We start from the raw sequence: 24,332 nt of genomic DNA, 5'->3' as shown, positions 1-24,332 counted from the left end.
TTTCCTGAGAAATCAGAGGGCTAGCTGCAGCTGCGGTCATTACTCAAACGTTGATTGAGTTGATAAGCGAGCTGATCTATATCAGAACCATTCCTGCGTTGGTGTGGCGCAAAATTTAGGTGCCTATGACTTATCCGTCCGCGCCGTAGCTACTCGTTGGGCCTGTTAGCGCAATGCGCTAACAGGCTTGTAAGCCCAAGGCTAAATAGACCGCTGGTTTACCCGTTTGGAAAGGGCCTCGGCGTCCTTGAAATGACCCCCGAAAGTTGGACGCTGCCTTGAAGGCGTACCATGCCCAAGTACTCTCTAGCGTTCAAATTGAAGATCGTCGCTCAGTACCAAAAGGGCGATTGCAGCTACGGCCACCTCGCTAGGGTGCATGACGTCAGCGTGGTGCAGGTAAAAGGATGGATTGGCGCCTATGCCAATCACGGAAAAGCGGCTCTACAAAAGCGTTATCGTTATCACAGCATCGATTTCAAGATCGAGGTGGTGCGACAGATCGTCGAAGGCCTATCAATCCGACGGGCTAGTGAGCGATTTAGTCTCAATCGCTCCCAAATGCAGCGCTGGGTCGATGCGTGGCAGAGGTATGGTATCGAGGGGTTGGCCAGCAAACGCAGAGGTGACTCCTTGCCCCTTCTTCCCGTTCCAGATCCATCCGCTTTCAAGCCCCACATCGCAAACCCAGTCCGAGAGCTGGAAAAGCAGGTTGCCTATCTGCAGGTCAAAAACGCCTTTCTGCGCAAAGCCATGAGCTTGGGTCTCAAGGACAGTGACCTGGACAATCAGCAGAAAGCACTTATCGTGCAGGAGTTGCGGTCACGATATCCACTTGATGCGCTTCTTCAGGGAGCATGTCTTCCTCGAAGCAGCTTCTACTACCACCTCAAGGTCACTCGCCAACCAGACAAACAAGGTGCCCGCAAAGAGAGCATCCGGACGATGTTCGCGCATCATCGGGGTCGCTATGGCTATCGCCGCATCACGCAGGCGCTACGCAATCAGGGGCAGCAGATCAATCACAAGGCAGTACAGCGGCTGATGGGCGAAATGTCGTTAAAGTGCACGCTGCGACGCCGTCGCTATCGTCCATTCACAGGGCCGGAGTCCTGCGTGGCGCCTAACCTGCTGGAACGCCGCTTTACCGCACCGCAGCCCAATCAGCGGTGGGCGACTGACATAACGGAGTTTCGTGTCAATCAAAACCGGCTATACCTGTCACCGATTCTTGACCTCTTCAATAAGGAAATTGTGGCTTTCGAGATAAGTGAGCGCCCATCGTTCGAGATGGTCTTACGTATGTTGAAAGACGGATTGAAGACCCTTCGGCCTCATGAGAAACCGCTCATCCATTCCGATCAAGGCTGGCACTATCAATACCCTGCCTACCAACAGCTGATCCGTCAGCATGGACTGACTCAGAGTATGTCAAGGCGAGCCAATTGCCTCGACAATGCGGCAATGGAAAGCTTTTTTGCAGTACTAAAATCTGAGCTTTTCCACTGCAACAGGTTCTCAAGCGTAGAGGAGCTGGCAGTAGCAATTCGGGCCTATATCGACTACTACTTGCGGGCTCATTGCGCAGCGGTAAACGTGCGGCTGCAATTATGAGCTTGATCCAGACGGCACGGCTCAATGGACATGATCCGTATGCGTACCTAAAGGACGTGCTCACCCGCCTGCCAACACAGCGGGCGAGTGAGATTACTGAGCTACTTCCGCATAAGTGGGTTCACTCTAACAGTCCAGATTCTCTAGTGAGACATCAGCCTCTTTGGAACGTAGGCAGCTACTGACTTGCGGATTTCTTCCCTAGCCTCATCTGCGCTACCCCATCGCCCCATCTTTACCCACTTACCCGGTTCCAACGCCTTATAGTTTTCGAAGAAGTGCTGGATCTGCGCGAGGAGTAATGCAGGCAGGTCTGAGCACTCCTTAACGTCGCTGTACATAGAGCTGAGTTTTTCATGAGGCACTGCGATCACCTTGGCATCCGCTCCAGCTTCGTCCGTCATGTACATCACACCAACCGGGCGACTACGAATGACAACGCCAGGTGATACCGGGTAAGGACAAATCACTAGGACGTCGAGAGGATCGCCGTCATCGCTCAGTGTATTTGGAATGAACCCGTAGTTGGCCGGGTAGAACATCGGCGTGCTGAGGAAGCGGTCAACGAAGATCTGTCCGCTTGGCTTGTCCACCTCGTACTTGATCGGCGAGTGGTTTGCAGGGATCTCAATAACGGTGAAGAAGTCATCGGGAATCGCTTTACCAGCTGAAATGTCCGTATAGCTCATGTTCATAGCTCCGAAGTTGTAGACGGGGCTGCGCTGGAAGGCGCTTTTCCAAGTGTGCCCATCTCGATTGGCGTTTTTGTGAAAAACACCGAAATTTCCTCACAGTCCAGTCGCTTGAATAATAACTCTGACTCCTCCTCCGTCATTGCCAAGCGAATCTCGGTAGGTTGATCAGCCAGCTCAAAAAAGTGCGATGAGTGAAGTTTTCCAGTGTGTCCAAAACCTTCGATTCCGGTGCATAGCGTGGCACCGCGCAGCCCCATTTCCTTAGCTATGTCGACGATCCATTCGCCGAGCATCTTTCCTTGATAACGACGGTTTTGTTGGGTGAAGAAAACGACCATATAGCCTTTCATTTCAATTTCCTCAGCGAGTACCAATCATTTGGTAGGAAAGTAGTCCGGCAGCGGTCATCGCTAACGAACCTACAACGTGCAATGAAATTGAGCCGAGCGCCCACAGCAATCTTCCTTCTTGGATGAGGGCAACTGTTTCGGCTGAAAAGGTGGAAAAGGTGGTAAGTCCCCCACAAAAGCCCGTGATTATCAGCAAGCGCCATTCTGGACTTAAGGAGGGAGATGCGGCCAAGAGCGCGATGGCTAGGCCAATGATGTATCCCCCGACCATGTTCGCCACTACAGTGCCTGGGGGAATAGTCGGGAACAGAGCGTTGAGCTTCATACCCAAGAGCCAGCGCAACCAGGCACCAAGTGATGCGCCGATGGCGATGACAAAGAGTGATTTCAGCATGACTGCAAATCTCCTCGAAGCTGGTAGGGCCGAGGAGGTGCTGATAACCGCAGATTGCGATAGAGAGTTAATACGGAATTTTGAGTCAATTTCCTGTCCTAGATTCGCGGACAGGGGGCACACCTACGCACCCTGTCCAGGGTTCACGTAGGCATCATCAGCACGGGGCGGTTGTGAGGAGGAATGCCATCTCCTTAGAAGCAACATATCACTCGCGCGATTGTCACGTAAATAGTGCTTCGCAATCGTTGACGCGAGCACGGTTTCCCCTCGACGCCTAGAGACTAGATGAATATTCAAGATACCCGCAGACATCGTCTGTACTCCCAGCCTGCTGGTATTCTGAACAAGTGGGTAGACGCCCGGAGCCTGGGAGCTAGACGACTGCCGTACTTTGATCCGCTGGATGGTGGGGTCGATGCGTCTGTTCTGATATTGCTGGAATCTCCGGCCAGGGATTGCTCGTGGCCACGCTTCGTTTCCCGCGACAACACAGGGCCCTCCCAGCGCAACCTGAAGCGCTTCCTTGAACAGGCGTGCCTCGCGCGTGAGCAGACCATTTTGTGGAATATCTATCCGTGGCTGCCGAAGCTGGACAGTCCTGCCGAAGCGATCACCCGCTCGAAAATCACAGAGGGCGTCACACTGCTGAAAGAGGTAATGGATCTGCTCCCGTGCCTGCGCGTCGTGGTCTTGGCTGGACGCGTGGCTCAAAGAGCGGCACCCGAAATCGAGCATCATCGCCCCGAGGTCAGGCTGTTCGCCATGCCGCACCCAAGCCCGCTTTCGGTGTGTCAGCATCCTGATGTCGCTAAAGACATTGTCGCCACGCTGGCCCGGGCGGCGAACGTGGCGAGTGTCTGATCGTTAGCGACTGGCGCGTTTGGCGTTCAGCGACGCGATACAAGGCGATACAAATAGATTGCCACGGTATGCACCGGCAGCGGTTTTGGTCGCAACCACCAGCCACATGATGGCCAACATCATCACCAGGATAATGCCCAGCACATCAAAAAAGGCCAAGTTCAGCGTCGCGCCGAGCTTCAGCGTGGTCACCGCATATACCCCCAGCGGGAATGTGAAGCCCCACCAGCCAAGATTGAAGGGTATGCCGCCCTTGGCATAACGCGCGGTGATCAACAGCGCCAACAGCATCCACCACAAGCCCAAGCCCCAGAACAGGACACCCGATACTACCCCGATACCCCCGGCCACCACGCCGGCGCCTGACATGCCGTGGGCAGCGAAGATTGCCGGTGCATCGTTACCAATGACCAACATGCCCAGAGCGCCCGTGCCAATTGGCCCCAGCGATAACCAAGACGACGCCGCCATGCTCTCATGGGGCAATTTATGAAGTGCCAGACGCAGTACCAGAATAACCAGTATGCTTAAGGCAACTGGAACCGAGTAGGCCCACAAGACGTAGCTGGTGATCAGCATCGTGAACTGAGCACTGGTATCAGCCAGATGCGGTGCGATGGTACCGCCGCTCGCCGCTGCCACTTCCGCCGCTACCACAGGAAGCAGCCATACAGCAGTCATCTGATCGATGCTGTGCTCCTGCCGGGTAAACATCATGAACGGGATCAGCACCCCACACGCCAGTGCCATGGCGACGTCCAGCCACCAGAGCGCATGGGCCAAGGGGATCACACCGTCTCCCCAGTTCGGCAGGCCGTACTGAACCAAGCCGTTGATGATCGTTGCCAGGCCCATCGGTATCGTGCCGAAAAACATCGAAACCGTGGAATGCCCAAAGATCTGTTTGGCCTCATCGAAGAAGAACACCCAGCGGGCGGCGTACATCAGGGTAAAGACGGTAAACAGCAGGATATTGAACAGCCAAAGCGCCTCCCCAATACCTGTAAGCAGCATACTGTGACCCGGCAACTGCCCCAGGGCCAAGGCCAGAATGCCGGTGCCCATCGTTGCGGCAAACCAGTTAGGCGTGAACTGTCGAATCGCTTCCTTGGGATTGGAAAGCGCCGAGAGCGGCTGGCCGCCCTGCATGACCTTGATAAGGCTGATCTCGCGCATAAAACCTCCGAATGATTGCGATGCGGCAACAGGTTCAGAATAGCGGCATGCATCTATCTGGAAAAACGGATATTTTGAATATGGCATACCTATTTTCAAGGTAAGAAAGTGAAGCTCACACTTCGGCAACTCCACATCTTCCGCGCTATCGCCCAGCTGGGTTCAACCACCCAAGCCAGCGCAACCCTCGCTCTTTCGCAGTCAGCCACCAGCGCAGCACTCCAAGAACTCGAAGGCGCATTGGATATTCGACTCTTCGACCGCGTCGGCAAACGCCTGGTGCTCAACGAAAACGGCCAGGCACTATTGCCCAAGGCTATCCGCCTGCTGGAGGCTGCACTGGAGATCGAGGGTGGTTTTCGGACTGACGTGGTCGCGCGGCTGCGGGTAGGTTGCAGCACGACGATTGGCAACTACATCATGCCGCTGCTGATGCAACACATGGCCGAGCGTGCCGGCGGGACACAGATCGATGTCATCCTGGGCAACAGCGCAGAGATCGCCCGGCAGGCGGCACAATTGTCAATTGACGTTGGCCTGGTCGAGGGGCCGAGCCATCAGCCCACTCTGGCCGTGCAGCCCTGGTGTGAAGACGAGTTGATCATTGTCGCAGCGGCAGATGACCCTCTGGCACACAAGGGGCGGCTTTCGCTTAGTGACCTGCAAGAAGCGCGCTGGCTGGTACGCGAAGAGGGATCGGGTACGGCTGAAGAGGTTCAGCGCTGGCTTTTTCCACACCTGGGTGCCTGGCGCAATGCCCGGCAGATTGGCAGTTCAGAAGCTATCAAGCGGATGGTCTCGGCTGGCGTCGGAATCAGTTGCCTTTCCTATTGGGTGGTTGGAGATCTCATCGCCGAGGGGAGCCTGATCTCGTTGAACCACATGATTCCTGAGCACAAACGGCAGTTGCACGCGATTTATCACAGAGACAAGTTTATCTCCCGCTCTCTTGAAACCTTTTTCAGTGTGATCAAGGATTTCGCGTCGGCCAATGCGAGATGACGGTCAGACCACGCGATGCCCTCATCAAAATGGAAGACGTGTTCACCAGCCGCTTACTCTGGATCTTGCTAAAGAGCTTCACCTAAGTGGCGCAACGTTGTCAGTGGCGGCTGAAGGCTTTGGCCAAGATGGAAAACGCCACTCCGCTCATTTTTTGAGCTTGCCGATCAGCCCATCCAGGTAACGATGGCGCTGACTCAAATTCAACACGACATGCTGTTTCAACGCCTCGAATCGGAAGACTTGGCACTGTTCTACATCAAGACGCCTGCCGAGATTGGCACGGTAGGACGCCACCGCCCTTCCCAAGAGACAGAGTCATCCTCGTCCTGAGCTGACGCACCTTTGAATCGGTTAAGGCGGCCGCGGTAACCAACGGCATCAAGGGATGGCTTTCACTGAGCCCCATTTGCGGACTCATCAGCTCACTCGTCGTAGAGAGTGGGCTGATGGTCCTAGCTTGGTAGCGTTGCTCAGCGAGGCGCCACCTAATCGACCTCATTTGCGTGGTTGCAGATGAGCAATGCAAGGCGAGACGAACAGCGTCCCGCGGTAGGCACCGGCTAGGGTGCGTCCCGCGACCACCGCCCACAGAGCAGTCAAGGCGACGACCAAAAAGGCACCGAAGACGGTAAGGAAACCTGACCCAAGCGTGCTTCCCAAACGTAGCGTCGTGACGGCATAGACGCCCAGTGGAAAAGTAAAACCCCACCATCCCAGGTTGAAAGGGATGCCGTGGCGCGCGTACTTCAGCGTGATCAGTATGGCAAGGCTCATCCACCACAAGCCGAGTCCCCATAGTAGGATCCCGCCAATTACGCCTAGCCCCTGCGCGACGGCGCCAATTCCGGCCATACCGTGAGCAGCGAAGATGACCGGCGCGTCGCTGCCCATCACGAGCAGACCCAACGCACCTGTACCAATGGGGCCAAGCGATAACCAGCTCGATGCAGCCATGTTCTCGTGAGGCAGCTTGTGCAGTGCCATCCGCAATAGCAGGATCACGAGGACACTTAGGGCGACAGGTACCGAATAGGCCCAAAGCACATAGCTGGTCACCAGCACGGTGAATTGGTGCCCGCCATCGGCTAGGTGCGGTGCCAACAGCCCGCCACTGGCAGCGGCCACTTCGGCGGCTACCACAGGTAGCAACCATACCGCCGTCATTTGATCGATGCTGTGCTGCTGACGAGTAAACATCAGGTACGGAATCGCTACTCCGCAAACCAGTGCCATGGCCGCATCGACCCACCAAAGTCCGGTGGCAATCGTGACAGCCACCTCACCCCATCGTGGCAGCCCAAAGATCAGCATTCCGTTGATGATTGTTGCCAACCCCATCGGAATGGTGCCGAAGAACATCGATACGGTGGAGTGGGCAAAAATTTGCTTGGCTTCGTTGTAGAACAAGATCCAGCGAGCGGCATACAAGCCGCTGAATAGAACGAAAAGCAAAATGTTGAACAGCCACAGTCCTTCGGCGATCAGACGCAAGCCGGGTACCGACGCGGGAAAACTCGCTAAGGCGATTGCCAAAATACCGGTGCCCATCGTTGCCGCAAACCAGTTGGGGGTGAACTGGCGAACGACTTCGAGCGGCTGCTTGAGCTGGCTGAGCGGCTTGCCGCCGGTGCGCAGGGCTATAGCATCCTTTAATGTCATGAGGTGAGCTCCGCTGAGGAATGCAAACAGTCTAGCCCGGCTCGATTATCTGAAAAATTGAATATGATATAAAAAGTAATCTACTAAATAGATAAGCAGTCCCCGCTGTCCGCAGGGACTGCTCCACGATCAAGGCTTCGCGACGTGCCAGACTTGATTGACACCTTCACCGGTCGTTTCACCGGGCTTGCTGTCCTTTACCCAGGTATAGAGTGGCTGCCCCTTATAGGCCCATTGCTGGCTACCATCCTCACGCTGTACTACGGTATAGCCGTCACCGCTCTTGGCCCCTGCCGGTGCCATCAGCGGCGGCCAGTTCTTGGCGCACGGGCCGTTGCAGGCGGACTTACCCTCGCTGTCCTTGGTGAAGGTGTAAAGCGTCATACCCTTTTCATCCACAAGCACCTTACCCAAGGTGGTGTCGCCAACCTTGGCGGGCGTGGCCGCCACGGCCAGCCCTGTCATGGAGAAAATGGCAGTGGCAATCAACACTTGTCTGAGCATGCTGGACCTCGATGGTTATTGGTTATTAGTATTTCGATTGGAGCACTTGCACTTGCACGGGAGCACCTGGCGCATCGGCTGCACCAGGTGCGATGACGAGGTAGCGCTGTTCATCCGCCTGGGATTGCTGAACCAGTTGGCGTATCGGTCCTACCGCATTCACGATAGCTGCGCCGGCGGGATTGGTTTGAAAAGCGGCGAGAGACTCAAGAGCGCCGCTACCGTCTGCATGACGAGCCAACGCTAGTACATAGGGCTGCTTGGCCACCAGGCCCGTAACCGAGGCCTGCAGGACCTGAGTCAAGCCCTGGTCGAAAAGTGTCACCTGAGTGGTATGACGTTCGTGTTGACCCGGCGGAGCCAGGGCGATCTGAATACTCTTGGCGGCGCTCCCTAACGGCTTAAGATTTGCCAGCCCAGCGCCCTGGGTAGCGGCGCGGGGAACGTAGACCAAAGCCTGGGGCGCCTGCCCCACGGGTACAGTGGTTTCAACGCTATTGGTCAGCGTATTGATGACGGCCACACTGTCAGCATTCTCTAGTCCCACGTACAACCGCGTGCCATCTCCTGACGGCCAGAGACCGTGGGGCAAAGCGCCAACAGGAATGCTGGCGACTTGGCTGAAATCATCGGTTCGGAAGACCTTGACTCGATTTTCTCCGCCTACCGTTACATAGGCGAAGCTTCCGCGGGCATTGCGAACCAAGTTGACGTGATTAGTGATCGCGCCAGTATCAAGCGTCTTAATCAAGCTGAACGGCGGTTTGGCTGCGAACACCTGGGTCTTACCGACATCTTTTAGGGTGAGCCAGACCTGTTGGCCATCTGCAGACGCAGCGATGTTGGGGCAGAAGGGACTCGCCTGAGCGACGCGGCCAACAATTCGATGCTCGGCAACCGAAACCACTACGGTTTCCGGAGTGAACGAGGAGCAGACGTAGCCATAGCGGCCATCAGGGGAGAAGATCTGCATGCCGGGGCCTGGCGGTACGCCAATTCGCGTCTTCTCTTTGAAAGTCACCGGGTCGATCACGGCGATATAGTCCTCGCCCCGTACCGTGACCCAGAGCTCTTTGCCGTCAGGGGTGAAAAAGGCTTCATGAGGCGCGCGACCCAGATAGGTTTTACCCTTCACCTGGTTGTTGGCGGTGTCGATGAAGGACACGGAGTTCGAGCCTATCGCTACGACGGCCAAGGTTCGCCCATCTGGCGAAAATCCCAAGCCATGCACCAGTAGCTCGCCCTTGTACAAAGGACTCAAGTTCTTGGGTTGGCTGTCGCCTAGGGTGATGACGCCGAGCAATTTTTCCGTGCTGGGATCAATCACCGATACCGTGTTGGAGAACTGCTCCGCCGTATACACACGGTCTTGGGAACTAATCGTGATGTCCGGTTGTGCAGCAGCACGCGGAACTTGACCGGCTGAAGCGGTGCAGGAGATTACTAACAACACAGCGGCGAGCGGGGTGAGCGACAATCGAGGCATGAGGATTACCGAGTTGGAGAGGCGGGCAATTCAGAAAGCGCCTGCTGCATGACGGCGATTTCCTGTTGTTGGGTGACAATGATCTCTTGGGCCAGACGGCGTAGGCGTTCGTTATGGCCATACCGCAATTGGATCCGTGCCATTTCGATCGCACCCTGGTGATGTGCCGTCATCTGGGTCACAAAGTCGCGGTCTACGTTGCCACTGCTGGGCTTGTGCATCGCGGCCATCATCTGATCCATGGCCTGACGGTTGTCGGCCTGCGCCGTGGCGGCGCTGCTATCAGGTTCGGCCCAGGCAATGGGAAGCACGAGCACCAGAAGGGTGACTGCCAACAACGGGTGTTTGACTGAAAACACGTGGCGCTCCAGCAGACTGGTGAGTTTCCAATGCAGACGTTTGTACGGTCTGGGTTATTCCATACCTACAAAAATAAAAATTGTGGGGAATAAAAGGTCAGCTCAAGCGTCTGTCAGCGATACCAGGGGAATGTCCATGCTTGATGACGCCATGCTTTCTCAGCTACTACCGTCTCTGCGTCGCTTCGCAAGATCGCTTACTCGTCACGAAGCCAGCGCCGATGACTTGGTCCAGAGTTGTCTAGAACGGGCGCTTACGCATGGGAACACGCGCTGTCCCGCCGGTGATGTGCGAGCCTGGCTGTTCACCATCCTGTACCGCCAATTCGTTGATGGCCGACGTCGTGAGCGCCGCTATGGTCGTCTGTTGGAGTGGCTGGGATTCCAAGAGGTCCCGGTTGAGCCTTCGGCTGAGACGATCTATCTGGATCAAGAAGCGTTGACGAATCTTGAGAGACTCAATGACGAACAGCGTGCCCTGCTGCTGTTGGTCGCGGTGGAAGGCATGAGCTATCGCGATGTATCACAGGCGCTTGGCATTCCACTGGGAACCGTCATGTCTCGTTTGGCGCGGGCACGCGCGGCCTTGAGACAGATCCACGAAAGTCCTTTGGCTACCGCCGCTTTGCGAGTATTGAAATGATGTATCGACCTCCTACTCCTGAAGAGTTGATGGCTTATGCCGACAATCAGTTGGATGCGCTGCGGCACGAGGAGGTGATGCGCTATCTTGCAACCCATCCGGAAGATGCCGCACGGGTAGCTGATATCCGCGAGCAGAATCGTCGGCTACGGCTGGTTTTTTCTCCCGTGCTTGAGCCTTTACCGACACACCTTATGCCAGCAGTCGTGCGACACCGGATAGTCGCCAGACGTAAAAGACGTATGACTTATCTCGCTTCGCTAGTGCTGACGTTAGGCCTGGGTAGCGGCTTAGGGTGGCAGGCACGGGAATCGATGCTGCGGCGGGCGCACGTTCCAATGGCGGATGCCGTGGAGGCTTATCGACTATTTGCGAGCGCCGAGGGGCGGCCGCCAGTCGATGTAACCGGCCAGGACGGTGCGATTCAGCATTGGCTTGAAAGGACATTTGTGCAGGCGCCCGCCCTCCCTAACCTGGAGCGCTTCGGCTTGATCCCAGTGGGTGGTCGTCTCATGGCCACGGACACCGGCGCCGCCGCGATGGTGCTCTACCGGGATACGAAAGGGCGCCAAGTGATCTTCTATGTGCGGCATCCCAACAGCCAGCGCGACGTTGGCCACGGATCTCGTAGGGAAAGCGATGTTACGGCTGACTATTGGTCAGGACAGGGCTACAACTTTGCGTTGGTGAGTCCTAGCGAAGCATCGTTTGATACCTTGCGTGAGGCGATCTCGCAGAGGCCACCTCTCTAGTTCCCGTTCAGACCAGTGCTCGTTGCTTGAAACCAACCCTGTCCAACATTTGGGGGTCATTTCACCTCCTTGCGTTCCGAATAGCGGTCTACCAGGTAAGTCTCTCGACCTCGTACCAACAACGTGAATTTCACCAGTTCCTCCATAACGTCCACTACCCGATCGTAGTAGGCAGACGGCTTCATGCGCCCGGCTTCGTCAAACTCAAGGAAGGCTTTGGGTACCGAGGATTGATTCGGGATCGTGACCATACGCATCCAGCGGCCCAGGATACGAAGTTGATTGACCGTATTGAATGACTGGGATCCACCACATACCTGCATCACAGCCAACGTCTTGCCTTGCGAGGGTCGCAGTGCGCCCAACGCCAAAGGTATCCAATCGATCTGCGCCTTGAACACGGCCGACATCGATCCATGCCGTTCCGGCGAACACCACACCTGACCCTCGGACCACAACACCAGGTCGCGCAGTTCCTGCACTTTTGGATGTTCCACCGGTGCATCATCAGGTAACGGCAGACCTGAAGGGTCGAAGATGGCCGTCTCTGCGCCCATGAGGTTTAGGAGTTGCGCTGCCTCTTGGGTCAGCAACCGACTGAACGAGCGCTCACGGGTGGATCCATAAAGCAACAGGATGCGAGGCTTGTGATCGGGCTGCATACCCTGGCTAAGCTTCTCAGGCGTAGGCACATCGAGCAGGGTTAGGTCCAGGCTGGGAAAGTCTTCCGGATATTCGGATGTAGGCTCGATCATTACAGCGCTCCAATCCTGTCCAACGCATGCTTGAGCTCTGCTGAACTGAGCGCATCCAAATCCAAAGCAAAGAAGGCCGTAAATCGGTTCCGGATAGTTGCCACGGTACCATCAAAGGCTGCCTGCTTTTCCTCATCGCTGCCAACGATATCCGAGGGATCAGACAACCCCCAATGACTCTTGATAGCAGGGCCAAAATAGACAGGGCAGGGCTCGCCTCCAGCCTTGTCACAGACGGTGATCACAACGTCAGGCGGATTGTCCTGGAAGCTCTCCGAGCCCTTGCTATGTAGCACTGACGTATCAATGCCGAGCGCTTGGAGGGTACTGACCGCCTGTGCATTGAGTCGTCCGCTCGGAAAGCTGCCGGAGCTCACTGCTGTGACGCCTTCAGGGGCCAAGTGGTTGAACAGCGCCTCAGAAAGCACGCTCCGACAGCTATTAGCGGTACACATGAAAAGGATTTTCATCGGTGGCTCCTAGGCTTGGATGCTGAGCCGCAAAGCGAGTGCGGCCAGGGTAATAAGCAGAACAGGGATGGTCAGCAGGCTGCCAACTTTGAAGTAGTATCCCCACGTGATGCGGATGTGTTTTTGAGCCAGTACGTGGAGCCACAGCAACGTGGCCAGGCTACCGATCGGAGTGATCTTGGGGCCCAAGTCGCAGCCGATGATGTTGGCGTACACCATGGCCTGATGGACCACGCCTGTGGCCTGACTGTCCTGAATCGATAGGGCACCGATAAGCACGCTGGGCATGTTGTTCATAACAGACGACAGCAATGCGGCCACCACACCGGTACCCATAGTTGCAGTCCACAGGCCCTGTTCTGCGAAGATATTGAGCAGAGACGTGAGAGCGTCAGTCAGCCCTGCGTTGCGCAGCCCATAAACCACCAGGTACATCCCTAGCGAAAACACCACGACCTGCCACGGTGCATTTTTGATAACCGTACGGGTAGAAATAACGCGACCTTTGCCGGCGATCCCCAGAAGGATGAGTGCGCAGCTGGCTGCCACCGCACTGATGGGGATCCCCATCGGCTCCAGCGCGAACAGGCCGACAAGCAGTAATGCCAAGACCCACCAGCCGGCGACGAAGGTAGCCTTGTCACGGATTACAGTCTCAGGCGCATGAAGCTGCTGTGGATCATAGGTAGTAGGGATGTCGCGCCGATAGCACAGCCACAGCATGAACAAGGTCGCCATCACGCTGACTATGTTCACGGACCACATCACCGAAGCATATTCAGCGAAGCCTATTTGGAAAAAATCCGCTGACACGATATTGACTAGGTTGGACACCACCATCGGTAGGCTCGCGGTATCCGCGATGAAACCTGCAGCCATGACAAAGGCCAGGGTGGACGCCGGGCTAAAGCGCAAGGCTGTGAGCATGGCAATGACGATGGGGGTCAGGATCAACGCAGCGCCATCGTTTGCAAACAGGGCCGAAACAGCGGCGCCCAGCAGGATCATCAGGATGAACAACCGGATGCCTTTGCCTTGGCCCAACCGGGCCATGTGCAAGGCAGCCCACTCAAAGAATCCGGCCTCATCCAGTAACAAGCTAATGAGGATGACGGCGATAAAAGTGGCCGTTGCATTCCACACGATGGCCCATACCGTGGGTACGTCGCCTAAACCAACCACACCCGTAAGCAAAGCCAGTACTGCGCCGCCGGCGGCGCTCCAGCCTACGCCTAAGCCCTTCGGCTGCCAGATGACCAACATAAGTGTCAAAGCGAATATTGTGATTGCAGCAACCATATGGAGACGCTCCAGCGAAATCAGCAGCACGCGGCCTGACGGACCGGACGACCTTCCATTGATGCAAGACGGCTTACGTCTTGATCAATCCAGGACTGATTAGCACTGCGTGTTATCTGGAGCACTTGCATAACCCATTCGGGCAACTGTGGATGCAAGCGGTAATAAATCCACTGTCCCTGACGGCGGTCCGCTAATAACCCGCAATTACGAAGTTGGGCTAAATGCCGAGAGATTTTCGGCTGGCTATCATCCAGCGCCCAAATCAGCTCGCAAACACAGAGCTCGTCTTGGTCAGCGAGCATGAGCATGATGCGTGTGCGCGTTTCGTCGCCAAGACATTTGAAGACGGTCGCCGGTAGCAGATCCATGAGCACTCCTAGTGGATATGTATATTCACATATACGAATATACACATTCTTTTAGGATTCTGCACGATTCAGGAACGACTCTTTTTTTCCCTTCTTGTCAATACTGAAACAGCAAATTAGGTTGATTTATGACTTTCGAGGCATGCGAAGGCTTTCGGTCAATTACTGGTGATAAAATACGTTATCACCAATTATTGCCGTTTATCCGATCTGCGTACGCTGATCGCTTAGAACGTTGCTTTTGTGACTGTTATGACCGTAAGTGATCGTAGCGGTGCCAACAGAGAGATAGATATGCAGGAACTGACGAACACTGCTCAGAACGCTCAGCGAAGGCTGACGGCGGTCGAATTTCAGGATTTGGCCCGAGTACCCGCTGCAGTCGAGTGGTTTGCCAACCTGGACAACCCTCGAACCCGCCGTGCCTACCAGAATGACCTGGAGGACTTCTGCGGTTTCGTCGGCTTGGCCTCGGCCGATGAGTTTCGCGTGGTCACCCGATCCCACGTTTTGGCCTGGCGCGCCCAGCTCGAGCATCGCGGTTTGGCGAGTGCCACGATCCGGCGCAAATTGGCCGCGCTGGCCAGCCTCTTTGATCACCTCCTGGAGAGCAATGCGATCGCCGGCGGCAACCCCGTGCATGGGGTAAAGCGACCGAAGATTGAAAGCAACGAAGGCAAGACGCCGGCATTGGGTGATCACCAGGCCAAGGCGCTGCTCGAAGCCCCGGATGAAACGACCCTCAAAGGGCTGCGCGACCGGGCGATATTGGCTGTTCTTCTCTACCACGGACTACGCCGCGAAGAAGCGGCGCTGCTGCAGGTGAGCGACATTCAGGAGCGCCGCGGTATTCAGCATTTAAAGGTCCACGGCAAAGGCGGAAAGATGCGTTACCTGCCGTTGCACCCGGTGGCAGCTGGACGCATTCACCTGTACCTGGAAAGCTCAGGGCATCATCTGGAGGACAGGAAGGTGCCGCTATTCATCCCGTTGCGTGGCAAGCTGACCGGTGCCGGCATCACGGCAAACGGTATCTATACCGTGGTGACGACCTATGCGAAAAAAGCCGGGATTCAGGTCGACGGCCTTGGAGTGCACGGACTCAGGGCCACCGCGGCCACCAACGCACTGGAGCATGAAGCCGACATCGCCAAGGTCCAGGCCTGGCTCGGACATGCCAGAAGCGGACATGCTATCGAGCATAAATTCGCTAGTAGGAGTCTGATTCAGGTTTAATGCTTGCATCAGTAATACGGCTGACGCAGAAGTGACATGCGATGTCGTAGTGAGTTGGGCGATTCAATTCCATAAAAGGAAGAGCCTGTTCTTGCGTGGAAAACCTAACTCGGACTCTCTCACAAGCTTTAGAGGACCGCTCATGGCTGGTTTCTACCTATTCGACAGTTGCCGATCGCAGGTCATTGAGCAGAAGATTTTTTTTCAAGGATGAAGCTGCCATGAATCGTATTCGCCGGTCTCTCCGCCGTTCAATCGTGTTCCTTCTGCTGGTGCTGACCTGTGGTGCGGCGGCGTGGTGGGCAGTTGAACAGCACGAGAAAGTCTTCCGGCTGAGTTTCGTTCCAGACGCACTGGGCGTCACGGCGGTGACCTACTTCAGCGAGGAGTCATGGGGCTTTGGGCCGGGAGGCAACGAGTCAGGTATCCGCGTCTATCCGTTGCCGCCGACTACGGCTATAAGGGCTGGCGCGGGGTTATCGTTCTTCAAAAAACTGCCAGCCAATCCTCCTGACCCATCTAGGCACTGGAGGGGCAGCTATCAAAACTGGCAGGAAACCCCCGTCTCTCGTACTGAAAAACGTTGGCCATCCGAAGGGAAAAACCAGCCGATGAAAACGTACGACTATCTATGCAACTACGGTTTTTGCACTGTAAGCGCTCCATAAACCCCACCGTGCTCAATATGGGTGGCGCGCTCAGCTAGGCGATGCAGGTGAGCAGTTCCACGGCAGCAAGGCTTCGTAGTCTTCAACCGATGTCGCCGTCGGTAGGCGTTCGAGTGCGTGGCGCAGCCACGCATAGGGCTCCTGGCCGTTGGCTTTGGCGGTCTCGACCAGGCTGTAAAGTTGAGCACTGGCCGTCGCGCCCTTGGGCGTGTCGCTAAACAGCCAGTTTTTTCTTCCGATCACGAAGGGGCGGATCGCGCGTTCAGCGGCGTTATTGTCGAGCGGCAGGTAGCCTTCCTCGACGTATCGCTCCAGCTTGCTCCAGTTACTGGCGAGGTAACTGATAGCCTTGCCCAGGGCGTTCTGAGCGGTGACCTGTGGCTGCGTCTTTTCGATCCAGCTTTTCAACTGCGCCAGTATCGACAGGCTTTGTTCGTGACGGCCGATCTTGCGTTCAGTGTCGCCGCAAGTCTTTAGGTCGCGTTCGATGCCGTAAAGCTTGTTGATCATATTCAGCGCGATATCCGCGCGTCCTGTTTTACCTTTGGGCTGCACTTTCTGCGCTTCAACAAATTTACGACGCGCATGGGCCCAGCATCCTAAACGCTCAACTCCAGCTTGGGCGCCCAGCGCGTTGTAACCGGCATAATCATCAGTCATGACGTAACCACGATAGCCATCGAGCAGGCGAGTCGGTACCTCCTGCGCACGGCTGGTGGAGTAGTCAAAAAGGATCACCGGCTTATCCGGCGGGCCGCCGGTTTGCACCCACATCCACGACTGACTGCTTGGCTCGCGGTCAGGCTCTTTCAACACCTGCACCCGCGTTTCATCGCAGTGGATGACGCGGCTGGCCAATAGGCTATCGCGCATTAAATTCAGCAGCGGCTGGAAGTGCTCGCCGCACTGGATAACCCAGCGTGCCAAGGTCTGGCGAGGGATATCAATGCCGTGGCGACCTAATACTTTTTCAAATCGATGAAGCGGCAAGCCGTCCACATACTTGGTGGTCAGCAACATCGCCAGAACGCTCGGGCTGGCCATGCTTTTTTCAATCAACTGAGCTGGCTTGTCCGCAGTGACCGGAGCGGTTTCGCAGTCGCGGCAACCATAGACTTTGCGGACGTGTTTGATGACACGGATCTGCATCGGGACGATTTCAAGCTGCTCGCTGATCTCCTCACCGATGGCATGCTTGCGGCAGCCGCAGGTGCAAATCAGCTCATGTTCGGGCAGTTCGTGGATGACCTCGATGCGCGGAAGGCCAGCGGGCAGCGGCTTGCGCTTGCCACGGCGCTTGGCGGGTGCGACGACCTCTTCTTCCGTGTCTTCGTCGGCAATGTCCGCGATGCTTTCTGCTTCATTAAAAAGGGCTAGCTGAGGCGTGGCAGGATCAGCCGTCTGCTCGGACTTACGTCCGAACAAGCGCTGACGCAGCAGCGCGTTTTCCTCTTCAAGAAAACCGACCCGCGACTGCATCTTCGCAAGCATTTGCTTGAGCAGTTGGAGATCGTCGGGAAGGTTGTCGGGCATGGATTTCATGCCCTGGATTATACCGAATCAGGCCACGAATCGCGGCGTCAAAACCTGATGAGGACGGTTACGCCAGAGGTCAAAACCGTCGAGCATCCAGTTGAGTTCCTGGACAGTCAGCACAATCGCTTCGTCCGTCACGTCAGGCGATGTTTTGAAACGTTCGGACTCCAGGCGCTTGAGCCAAAGGCAGAAGCCGTTGCGTTCCCAGTACAAGATCTTCACGCGGTTGCGTGGCTTGTTGAGGAAAACAAAAAGCACTGGGTCAAAGACTGCGACCTTGATATCCAACTCGACCAGGGCAGCCAGGCCGTCAATGGATTTTCGGAAGTCGACGGGTTTGGGGTAGAGATAGACTTTTTCGACTTTGGCGTCGGGTCGCATCATGGCGAACGGGCTCCTGAGAGAATCGGGAGCACAGCATCGAGCATCAGATAAGCGCTTGGAATGTGGGGTTCATGGAGCGCTTACTTTGCACTGATGTCGATCCGTCAGTCATTAGTGAGGTTGACGCCATTATCAATGCCCCAGGAAGCTACTACGCCTTTGGCCGGATTGGCGTGATCATTGTGAGCCCGTCCAAACGCCTGGTCGTATATCTGTTCAACGGCTGATCCTGGCCGACTGCTGCTTTTCGCGAGGGGCTGTTATGGGTCGAAATCCGCCGGTCATGAAGGGCAGCAGTCGGCCAGAAGCAGCCGCTCGATGTGTCTCCAATGGCAGGTACCGTAAATAATAAATCCCGACAGATTATCCTGAATCCATACGGCAGAAGGCTTCAGAAAGGTCCATCACCATTCAAAAACTTGTTAAGAGTTTTTATAAATAGAGTGTCAAATTTCGGAAAATCAAATTTCGCCCCGAGTTTCTTCATTCGTCTAGATGAGTTTTTCGAAGACCTTATGCCCAAAAAAATCTCCTTCATCTCTGAATATCTGTTGGCACGCTCTGGGCTTACAAGTCTTTCCACAATTTCCTTACAAATCATTTTAGGATCTGGCAGGACTGGAAATAGCATCCTAGTCTTTATGATTTTGATCTCTACAGATCGCATTGTCTCAGCAACCAATGGGTCAGATTTTAAAGCCATCACATCCCTGTTTAGGTGATCTAAGTAATCATTTATAACTAGACCTGCCCGGTAGGCAAAATAATCTAAAACTAATCCATAGATGTGCGATACGGTAGAAATCCACTCAAGAACTATCGAGTTAAACTCGATATGAAATGGCGACTCTAGCTCCTTTTCAATCTTCTTTAAGATTTTTTTGTCTTTGCTTAGTTCCTGCTTATTGATGAAGATGTACGTGGTGCCTTCAAAGTCCGAAAAAATGTCTATTGGCGCAGTGCTGGCGTGTTGGCAATAGTTTCGTAGCACCTCAAACATTCGATAGTTGAAATCTTCATCATAATAATGAGAGGCGACGACCTTAAAGCGAGCATACATCTTTGGATCATTTTTTTCATGATTTCGCTTTAATATATCGATAAATAATTTGTGTGAGTTCAGGAGGTTTAATAGTGAGTTCTGCACCCGACTTCGCTTGTCAAAAATGGTACTTTGATCGGTACTAATGCTGAGGTTCTGCAAGTTTTTTAGATCGAGAATTAATGCTTGGTGATTTTGTTGGACAGCTCCCATCAGAGAGCGAAAGAATATATAGCTCTGGATGTGCCGATATTTTTCATTTTGCTCAGTTAGTTTTATATTGCAAGCAAGATTTAATTTGTCCATCATAATATTCACTCCTGAATTCTCTCAAAACCCAAACCTGCTGACTGAAAAGAATATTTTTGGCTTTGAAAGATTATGTTCAGATGACCACAACACGATATTCCAAGGGTAGATTGAACTTCTGCTGCAAACACTTCAGATACGCTTGATCTTCATGTGACATGGCTTTGCGCCCAACCGCAACCAGTCGCGTCACCCTATGGGAATCCTCATCCTGCGAGGGATAGTAAAAGCCGTATTCAAGCAGCTGTCCAACCGCCAGTCGAAGCACGGTACGCGGGACTACATCAGATTTTATTTCAAATAGAATTCTCTCGCTGGGTGTTTCAACGGTGATGTCTACAAAATCTTTTTCGCAGCTAATGTCCGCGTTCGAGTATTCAGCTTTCAATTCTTCCAGCAACTTAGCTTGAATCAGCCCGTGCTCGGGTGTGCATATTTTTCCGGCAGAACCGCTGCGAAAAAAAGGATTTTGATTCGGTGCATCCGGCCGACCGTTACGATTCATGCGGATTCGGTCAACAAGCGGAGCTTGGGCGAGGTTTTTGATCTCGTTGAACTGGTATCGTCGCAGAGTTCGTACGTATTCACCGTCCTCAGCATAAGTGTTCGCTGGATACCACCGTACATTCTCTTGACGAAAACGTACGTTGATCATCCCGCTAACCCAGTTCGGATCCCCTAATGTAGAAACGTCTCCATTCACTGCCACGATATCGGCCTGCATATCGGCCAGCCAGCCATTAGCAACAAACTGAGCATGAATGGCTTTGGATTGTGAATAACTGAGGCATTCAACATCCAGAATTTTGGCGACATATCGACGTTGTGACGAAGGTTCACAAGTATATAGGGTGACGTCGACTGCCTCTTCCATGCCTGCAACAGTGGAGCGACTATTATTCACGCCTTGCAAAAAACCGTACTGCCAGCCATCAATTAGCCAATCAAACCGGAACAACCATTCTTCGTGGCCGTAGCCGAACATCCGCGAAAAAGAGGGCGGGCTGGCAAGCTCAAGCAATCGTGCCTCGCCGGTGGGACGCCGCCATCCTTGAGAGTTAAAGCAGATCCTAGCCAAGTATTCCATGGATTACATCTCACGCGTTTCAATGTAGCCATCATTAAGCCATCTTTTTACCAGAAAGACAGCAAAGAGCCAGAAAGGGGACGGATTTTTTATTCGATCACTATCGGCTGCAATAGACCCAACGCTGACGTTGGCGATAGGCAGCAATCGGCCTATTGTGGGCGCAGAGAGGCGAGCTTGCGTTGATCGAACAGGGCATGAGTGCCTGTCTTTTGCGATCGATGAATGTCTGCTGCTGGCCGATTGCTGCCAGTCAGGAAGGCCAGCGAAGAACCTTTGAAAACCTCGGCATAAGATGAGCTTTCAATACCTCACTATGTAGGTCGGTGAATCCTCAGGCCGGTTCTGCCGCCGATCATAGATCTTGGTCGTGCCGATGTTGACATGACCCAGCCAGGCCTGGACCTTGGCGATGTCCGTCTCATGCTCCAGGGCATTGGTCGCTGCCGTCGCGCGCAGGCCATGCACGCCGAGGCCCGCGACCTCGATGCCGGCGATTTTCGCGTAATGGCCCACCAAGGCGTAGATACCATTGGCGCTAATGTCGACCCGGTCGCCTGGCCCCGAAGAGGCAAAAACAAGGGGGCTTTGCTGTCGACCAGGTAGTGGCCGGACTTTTCCAGATACCTATAGATCCGTTCGATGGTTAGGGGGGCAGCAGAATAAAGCGCAGCTTACCGCCCTTGCCGTGGACCTGGAGGTGCTTGACCTCTCGGCGTTTTCGGATATCGCGGACCACGAATTGGGTTTCTTAACGACTCAGACCGCGATATAGCAACACGACGAGAATAGCCAGGTTTCGGTGCCGCTTCGTCGCTTCAGCGTATTTGCATCCGGTGCCTCGAGCAGAGCCTTAGTCTCATGATCGTCCAGGGCAGGGGGCTTTCCCTCGTTTTTTACTTGACGCTGTGCACCGGATTACTGGCTGACAAAGGCTGTGACGCAGAACACCTGCTCGCTATTGCGACCGTTACCGAATGCAGCCGATGATTTCTCTATGCGTCATGCTACGCAAATGCCGGTCTTGCTACCGTCCAAAGTATCGGCCGCGGAACATCATCGAGCGAATGCTTGGCTAGCTAAAGGAGAAATGGAGAATAGGCACTCGTTACGACAAGCTGATGAGAAGGTTTGCGGCCATGGTCACAATGGCCTGTAGCCTCCGTTGTACGCCGCAATACTTTTCGTACAAAACCTAGTGCGATAACGGAGGGGGCGCTGTTCGATGGTTAGTCACAGCATTGGTCGTTGTTCATTTGTATAAGCCGACGAGACGATCAACGCAGCTTTTCAGATTGACCGTCTCGATCTTGAGCGCGAAAAGCGCGTGTATTGGGACTCGCCCTCAACACGCTCCGATCACGGTTTTTCGAATGCCGATATCGCATCAAATACTCGCGCCGTATACACCAGGGCGGCGCCGGCATTCAACGCGATTGCCACGCTCAGTGCCTCGGCGATTTCCTCACGGGTCGCACCATGTTTCAGTGCAGCCTGCACATGTACCGCAATGCAGCCGTCACAACGCGTGCTTATGGCTACAGACAGGGCAATCAGTTCATGAATCTTTGGCTCCAGATGCTTGGCGGGCGTGCTGCCGATTGTGTTGAGGCCGCGCATGGTGTCAGGTGCGAGCTTGGCAAACTGACCAACGTTTTGCATCAGTTCGGTTGAGTACTTGTTCCAGTCATTCATTTAGTTGTTACCTCTCAGTTGCGGCCGGCAGTGACGCCGCCATCGACCGGCAAAATGGTGCCGGTAATCCATGCTGCCTCGTCAGAGGCAAGAAATAAGATTGCTTTAGCAACATCAGAAGGCTGCCCATTGCGGCCCAGTGGATGGAAAGCATTGAAGGTCGGCAGCACCGCTTTTACCTCGTCTGCGGTCATAAAGGTGCTGTAAACCGGGGTCTCAACCACAGCCGGAGCCACTGTGTTGATGCGGATTTTCGATCCGGCGAGCTCAATGGCAAGATTGCGAGTTAACGCATGTACCCCAGCGTTTGCCGCCGAATACGCGGCAGACGGAGTGGCGCCGATGGCCTGGATTGCCCATAACGAACCGGTCTGTACGATAGCACCGCCGCCACGCGTCACCATGGCTTTGGCGGCCGCCTGCGCCATGAAGAATTTCCCCTTCAAGATCGTGTCGAGAAACCAGTCGTACTCTTGGGGGCTGACGTCCAGAAAGGGCTTGGGATTGAAAACACCCGCATTGCTGATAAGGATGTCTAGCCCGCCGAAATCCTTTACCGCCAACTCGACAAGGGCCTGTGCATGGGCGGGCTCGGCAATATCACCGGCCAATGTGCGCACCTGCTTTCCGGATGGATCAATCTCACGACCCACGTCGAGAAGCTTTGCGGAGTCACGGCCTCCGATGACGACTGCTGCACCTGCGTTGACCAGACGCTTGGCAACTTCCTTACCGATACCGGAACTGCCACCAGTGACGATCGCTACCTTTTTGAAAAAAATCTTCATTCCCCTTTCTCCAACGTTGGCTGCGTACTAAAAATCTTGTGCAAAAGCAGCCCTTTCCGAATTCTGGGTAGCTGATACTTTCTATTTGCGAGATTGCGTTACAGATGCGTATCTTTAGCTAGTATTTTTACTGTATCAACGCAGAAAAATTTTATTTACGAGAAAGAAAAACTATCAATGAATGCCACCCTTCATCTTAATGCGCTGCGCGCTTTTGAAGCGACCGCCCGGCATCAGAGCTTCTCTGCTGCGGCAATCGAACTGAACGTCACGCCCGCAGCAGTCGGACAGCAAGTACGAGCATTGGAATCCTGGCTGGGGGTGCCATTGTTCAACCGATTAGGAAGTGGAGCTATGCGGCTCTTGCTCACAGATGCGGCCCGAGCCGCGCTACCGGACATACGTGAAGGATTTGCTCGCTTGAGCATGGGGCTGGACCGCCTGAAAGATGCAGGCTTACACGCTGAGTTGACGGTAACGGTGAGTCCCGCTTTTGCATCGAAATGGCTGCTGCCACGCATTGAGCGATTCCAACAGGCCTTTCCCAATATTAATGTGTTGCTGGACACCAACCCCCGCGCAATAAACTTTCAGACTGAGCATGTCGATATCGGGGTGCGCTACGGGGCTGGAAAATGGAATGGGCTGACAGCCGTCCACTTGATGGATGAAGTGATATTTCCTGTCTGCTCACCTGACTTTCCGCTTCTCCAACAAGGAGTGTTGACACCTAAGGCGTTAGGAGAGTGCACGCTTATTCACGACCTCACTATGGTCAACAATCCGGATTACCCAACCTGGCGAATGTGGCTAGATGCATCTGGATTCAGTCATATTCCTACGAATCATGGACTGAGGATCAACAACTCGGCTGCGGTGCTGCAGGCGGCTGCAGAAGGTCATGGTCTTGCTCTAGCTCGTAGCGTGATGGTGGGAGATGACTTGGCTGCTGGGCGCCTGATCCGCCCCTTTGCTGATAAAGGGTTGGAGTGTCCGCTGACGCAGGCTTATTACGTCGTCTATCGGACTGAGTTCAGCGAACTGCCCAAGGTAAGGGACTTTCGTGACTGGGTGCTCATCGAGGCAAGCAAATGCACTTTTGAAAATGATCACTCGGCAATTACCGCGACTCTAGAGTGAACGCTCTTGATGGGGCCCGCTTCCGACACGTCATGAAAGACTCTGGTGAAG

At 54.6% G+C, this 24,332-nt stretch carries 27 protein-coding genes, 4 pseudogenes and 1 riboswitch; of the genes and pseudogenes, 12 read left to right on the top strand and 19 right to left on the bottom strand.

Annotated elements, in window-relative coordinates; genetic code table 11:
- Window positions 1–8: 8 nt before the first annotated feature.
- From DGA31_RS30370 to DGA31_RS23905, 3 genes and pseudogenes are all read left to right on the top strand, one after another.
- Window positions 9–119 (top strand): annotated as a pseudogene (locus DGA31_RS30370) (arsenic resistance protein); the annotation flags it as partial.
- Between the two features lie 172 nt (window positions 120–291).
- Window positions 292–1,614 (top strand): IS3 family transposase, encoded by a 1,323-nt coding sequence (locus tag DGA31_RS23910; protein ID WP_109514205.1) that lies wholly within the window; start codon window positions 292–294, stop codon window positions 1,612–1,614.
- A pseudogene (locus DGA31_RS23905) lies at window positions 1,566–1,799 on the top strand (transposase domain-containing protein); the annotation flags it as partial. The gene DGA31_RS23910 and the pseudogene DGA31_RS23905, both read left to right, overlap by 49 nt.
- On the opposite strand, the gene ppa reads toward DGA31_RS23905, so the two are convergent.
- The 3 genes from ppa to crcB are packed head-to-tail and all read right to left on the bottom strand — an operon-like array spanning window position 1,758 to window position 3,053.
- Complete coding sequence (ppa, locus tag DGA31_RS23900; protein WP_028697115.1) at window positions 1,758–2,303, bottom strand: inorganic diphosphatase; 546 nt, start codon at window positions 2,301–2,303, stop codon at window positions 1,758–1,760. The pseudogene DGA31_RS23905 and the gene ppa sit on opposite strands and share 42 nt — an antisense overlap.
- Window positions 2,304–2,305: 2 nt before the next feature.
- Entirely contained in the window at window positions 2,306–2,659 is a 354-nt protein-coding gene (locus tag DGA31_RS23895) for a DUF190 domain-containing protein (protein ID WP_028697116.1), read from the bottom strand.
- 10 nt (window positions 2,660–2,669) lie between these two features.
- Entirely contained in the window at window positions 2,670–3,053 is a 384-nt protein-coding gene (crcB, locus tag DGA31_RS23890; protein WP_028697117.1) for a fluoride efflux transporter CrcB, read from the bottom strand.
- Between the two features lie 141 nt (window positions 3,054–3,194).
- Window positions 3,195–3,256: riboswitch (Fluoride riboswitch) on the bottom strand.
- A gap of 85 nt (window positions 3,257–3,341) precedes the next feature.
- Between crcB and DGA31_RS23885 the strand changes: the two genes are divergently transcribed.
- Entirely contained in the window at window positions 3,342–3,917 is a 576-nt protein-coding gene (locus DGA31_RS23885) for a uracil-DNA glycosylase (protein ID WP_028697118.1), read from the top strand.
- A gap of 3 nt (window positions 3,918–3,920) precedes the next feature.
- Here the strand turns inward: DGA31_RS23885 and DGA31_RS23880 are convergent, their stop codons facing one another.
- A complete protein-coding gene (locus DGA31_RS23880) occupies window positions 3,921–5,093 on the bottom strand; it encodes a TDT family transporter (protein WP_028697119.1) in 1,173 nt (390 codons plus the stop codon).
- A gap of 108 nt (window positions 5,094–5,201) precedes the next feature.
- Between DGA31_RS23880 and DGA31_RS23875 the strand changes: the two genes are divergently transcribed.
- Window positions 5,202–6,095 (top strand): LysR family transcriptional regulator, encoded by an 894-nt coding sequence (locus tag DGA31_RS23875; RefSeq protein WP_028697120.1) that lies wholly within the window; start codon window positions 5,202–5,204, stop codon window positions 6,093–6,095.
- Window positions 6,096–6,593: 498 nt separating this feature from the next.
- On the opposite strand, the gene DGA31_RS23865 is transcribed toward DGA31_RS23875, so the two are convergent.
- The 4 genes from DGA31_RS23865 to DGA31_RS23850 all read right to left on the bottom strand — a co-directional run bounded on the left by DGA31_RS23865 (window position 6,594) and on the right by DGA31_RS23850 (window position 10,106).
- Window positions 6,594–7,757 (bottom strand): TDT family transporter, encoded by a 1,164-nt coding sequence (locus DGA31_RS23865; protein WP_027597934.1) that lies wholly within the window; start codon window positions 7,755–7,757, stop codon window positions 6,594–6,596.
- 129 nt (window positions 7,758–7,886) lie between these two features.
- Window positions 7,887–8,261 carry a COG4315 family predicted lipoprotein gene (locus DGA31_RS23860; protein ID WP_027597935.1) on the bottom strand — a complete coding sequence of 125 codons (375 nt, stop codon included), beginning with the start codon at window positions 8,259–8,261 and terminating at the stop codon, window positions 7,887–7,889.
- A 25-nt stretch (window positions 8,262–8,286) separates the two neighbouring features.
- On the bottom strand, window positions 8,287–9,747 hold the full coding sequence (locus DGA31_RS23855; protein WP_037007585.1) for a YncE family protein: 1,461 nt from the start codon (window positions 9,745–9,747) through the stop codon (window positions 8,287–8,289).
- 5 nt (window positions 9,748–9,752) lie between these two features.
- Window positions 9,753–10,106, bottom strand: coding sequence for a DUF305 domain-containing protein (locus DGA31_RS23850; RefSeq protein WP_051398701.1), 354 nt, complete (start codon window positions 10,104–10,106; stop codon window positions 9,753–9,755).
- Window positions 10,107–10,236: 130 nt separating this feature from the next.
- Between DGA31_RS23850 and DGA31_RS23845 the strand changes: the two genes are divergently transcribed.
- Together DGA31_RS23845 and DGA31_RS23840 are read left to right on the top strand one after the other, a co-directional pair.
- Window positions 10,237–10,749 carry an RNA polymerase sigma factor gene (locus DGA31_RS23845; protein ID WP_027597937.1) on the top strand — a complete coding sequence of 171 codons (513 nt, stop codon included), beginning with the start codon at window positions 10,237–10,239 and terminating at the stop codon, window positions 10,747–10,749.
- A gap of 29 nt (window positions 10,750–10,778) precedes the next feature.
- Window positions 10,779–11,501: an anti-sigma factor family protein gene (locus DGA31_RS23840; protein WP_109514204.1), complete on the top strand. Its 723-nt coding sequence runs from the start codon at window positions 10,779–10,781 to the stop codon at window positions 11,499–11,501.
- A gap of 56 nt (window positions 11,502–11,557) precedes the next feature.
- On the opposite strand, the gene arsH is transcribed toward DGA31_RS23840, so the two are convergent.
- Genes arsH through DGA31_RS23820 form a run of 4 tightly spaced genes read right to left on the bottom strand, consistent with a single transcriptional unit; the run spans window position 11,558 to window position 14,396 of the window.
- Window positions 11,558–12,256 (bottom strand): arsenical resistance protein ArsH, encoded by a 699-nt coding sequence (arsH, locus tag DGA31_RS23835; RefSeq protein ID WP_109514203.1) that lies wholly within the window; start codon window positions 12,254–12,256, stop codon window positions 11,558–11,560.
- On the bottom strand, window positions 12,256–12,726 hold the full coding sequence (locus DGA31_RS23830; RefSeq protein WP_109514202.1) for an arsenate reductase ArsC: 471 nt from the start codon (window positions 12,724–12,726) through the stop codon (window positions 12,256–12,258). Before DGA31_RS23830 ends, arsH begins: the two co-directional genes overlap by 1 nt.
- Before the next feature lie 9 nt (window positions 12,727–12,735).
- Window positions 12,736–14,025 carry an arsenic transporter gene (locus DGA31_RS23825; protein WP_109514201.1) on the bottom strand — a complete coding sequence of 430 codons (1,290 nt, stop codon included), beginning with the start codon at window positions 14,023–14,025 and terminating at the stop codon, window positions 12,736–12,738.
- Window positions 14,026–14,045: 20 nt separating this feature from the next.
- Complete coding sequence (locus DGA31_RS23820; RefSeq protein ID WP_109514200.1) at window positions 14,046–14,396, bottom strand: metalloregulator ArsR/SmtB family transcription factor; 351 nt, start codon at window positions 14,394–14,396, stop codon at window positions 14,046–14,048.
- A gap of 294 nt (window positions 14,397–14,690) precedes the next feature.
- Here DGA31_RS23820 and DGA31_RS23815 point away from each other — a divergent pair, with 294 nt between their 5' ends.
- Window positions 14,691–15,632, top strand: coding sequence for a tyrosine-type recombinase/integrase (locus tag DGA31_RS23815; protein ID WP_109514199.1), 942 nt, complete (start codon window positions 14,691–14,693; stop codon window positions 15,630–15,632).
- A gap of 221 nt (window positions 15,633–15,853) precedes the next feature.
- Window positions 15,854–16,300: a hypothetical protein gene (locus tag DGA31_RS29705; protein ID WP_152035072.1), complete on the top strand. Its 447-nt coding sequence runs from the start codon at window positions 15,854–15,856 to the stop codon at window positions 16,298–16,300.
- Window positions 16,301–16,330: 30 nt separating this feature from the next.
- Here the strand turns inward: DGA31_RS29705 and tnpC are convergent, their stop codons facing one another.
- Both tnpC and tnpB read right to left on the bottom strand, forming a co-directional pair.
- Window positions 16,331–17,842: an IS66 family transposase gene (gene tnpC, locus DGA31_RS23810; RefSeq protein WP_109514198.1), complete on the bottom strand. Its 1,512-nt coding sequence runs from the start codon at window positions 17,840–17,842 to the stop codon at window positions 16,331–16,333.
- 18 nt (window positions 17,843–17,860) lie between these two features.
- Entirely contained in the window at window positions 17,861–18,220 is a 360-nt protein-coding gene (gene tnpB / locus DGA31_RS23805) for an IS66 family insertion sequence element accessory protein TnpB (RefSeq protein WP_007247730.1), read from the bottom strand.
- Window positions 18,221–18,291: 71 nt separating this feature from the next.
- Between tnpB and DGA31_RS29825 the strand changes: the two genes are divergently transcribed.
- Complete coding sequence (locus DGA31_RS29825; protein ID WP_153811679.1) at window positions 18,292–18,447, top strand: hypothetical protein; 156 nt, start codon at window positions 18,292–18,294, stop codon at window positions 18,445–18,447.
- 164 nt (window positions 18,448–18,611) lie between these two features.
- Here the strand turns inward: DGA31_RS29825 and DGA31_RS23800 are convergent, their stop codons facing one another.
- The 3 genes and pseudogenes from DGA31_RS23800 to DGA31_RS30915 all read right to left on the bottom strand — a co-directional run.
- Window positions 18,612–19,571: a hypothetical protein gene (locus tag DGA31_RS23800; RefSeq protein ID WP_109514197.1), complete on the bottom strand. Its 960-nt coding sequence runs from the start codon at window positions 19,569–19,571 to the stop codon at window positions 18,612–18,614.
- Window positions 19,572–19,647: 76 nt separating this feature from the next.
- Window positions 19,648–20,658, bottom strand: a complete 1,011-nt coding sequence (locus DGA31_RS23795) for a hypothetical protein (protein ID WP_152035071.1) — start codon at window positions 20,656–20,658, stop codon at window positions 19,648–19,650.
- Window positions 20,659–20,961: 303 nt separating this feature from the next.
- A pseudogene (locus tag DGA31_RS30915) lies at window positions 20,962–21,552 on the bottom strand (tyrosine-type recombinase/integrase); the annotation flags it as partial.
- Window positions 21,553–21,567: 15 nt separating this feature from the next.
- Here DGA31_RS30915 and DGA31_RS23785 point away from each other — a divergent pair.
- Window positions 21,568–21,857, top strand: a pseudogene (locus tag DGA31_RS23785) (IS5/IS1182 family transposase); the annotation flags it as partial.
- A gap of 160 nt (window positions 21,858–22,017) precedes the next feature.
- Here DGA31_RS23785 and DGA31_RS23780 read toward each other — a convergent pair.
- The gene (locus tag DGA31_RS23780) at window positions 22,018–22,353 is read right to left on the bottom strand and encodes a carboxymuconolactone decarboxylase family protein (RefSeq protein ID WP_109514195.1); all 336 of its coding nucleotides are present in this window, start codon (window positions 22,351–22,353) and stop codon (window positions 22,018–22,020) included.
- A gap of 14 nt (window positions 22,354–22,367) precedes the next feature.
- Window positions 22,368–23,141: an SDR family NAD(P)-dependent oxidoreductase gene (locus DGA31_RS23775; protein ID WP_109514194.1), complete on the bottom strand. Its 774-nt coding sequence runs from the start codon at window positions 23,139–23,141 to the stop codon at window positions 22,368–22,370.
- A 177-nt stretch (window positions 23,142–23,318) separates the two neighbouring features.
- On the opposite strand from DGA31_RS23775, the gene gcvA reads away from it, so the two are divergent.
- Window positions 23,319–24,281 (top strand): transcriptional regulator GcvA, encoded by a 963-nt coding sequence (gcvA, locus tag DGA31_RS23770; protein WP_109514193.1) that lies wholly within the window; start codon window positions 23,319–23,321, stop codon window positions 24,279–24,281.
- The last annotated feature ends 51 nt before the right edge of the window (window positions 24,282–24,332 follow it).

Origin of the sequence: Pseudomonas ovata (genome assembly GCF_003131185.1) — a bacterium.
GTDB lineage: Bacteria > Pseudomonadota > Gammaproteobacteria > Pseudomonadales > Pseudomonadaceae > Aquipseudomonas > Aquipseudomonas ovata.
Note: the sequence above shows the minus strand (reverse complement) of the source record. Positions and strands in the feature narration are given on the sequence as shown.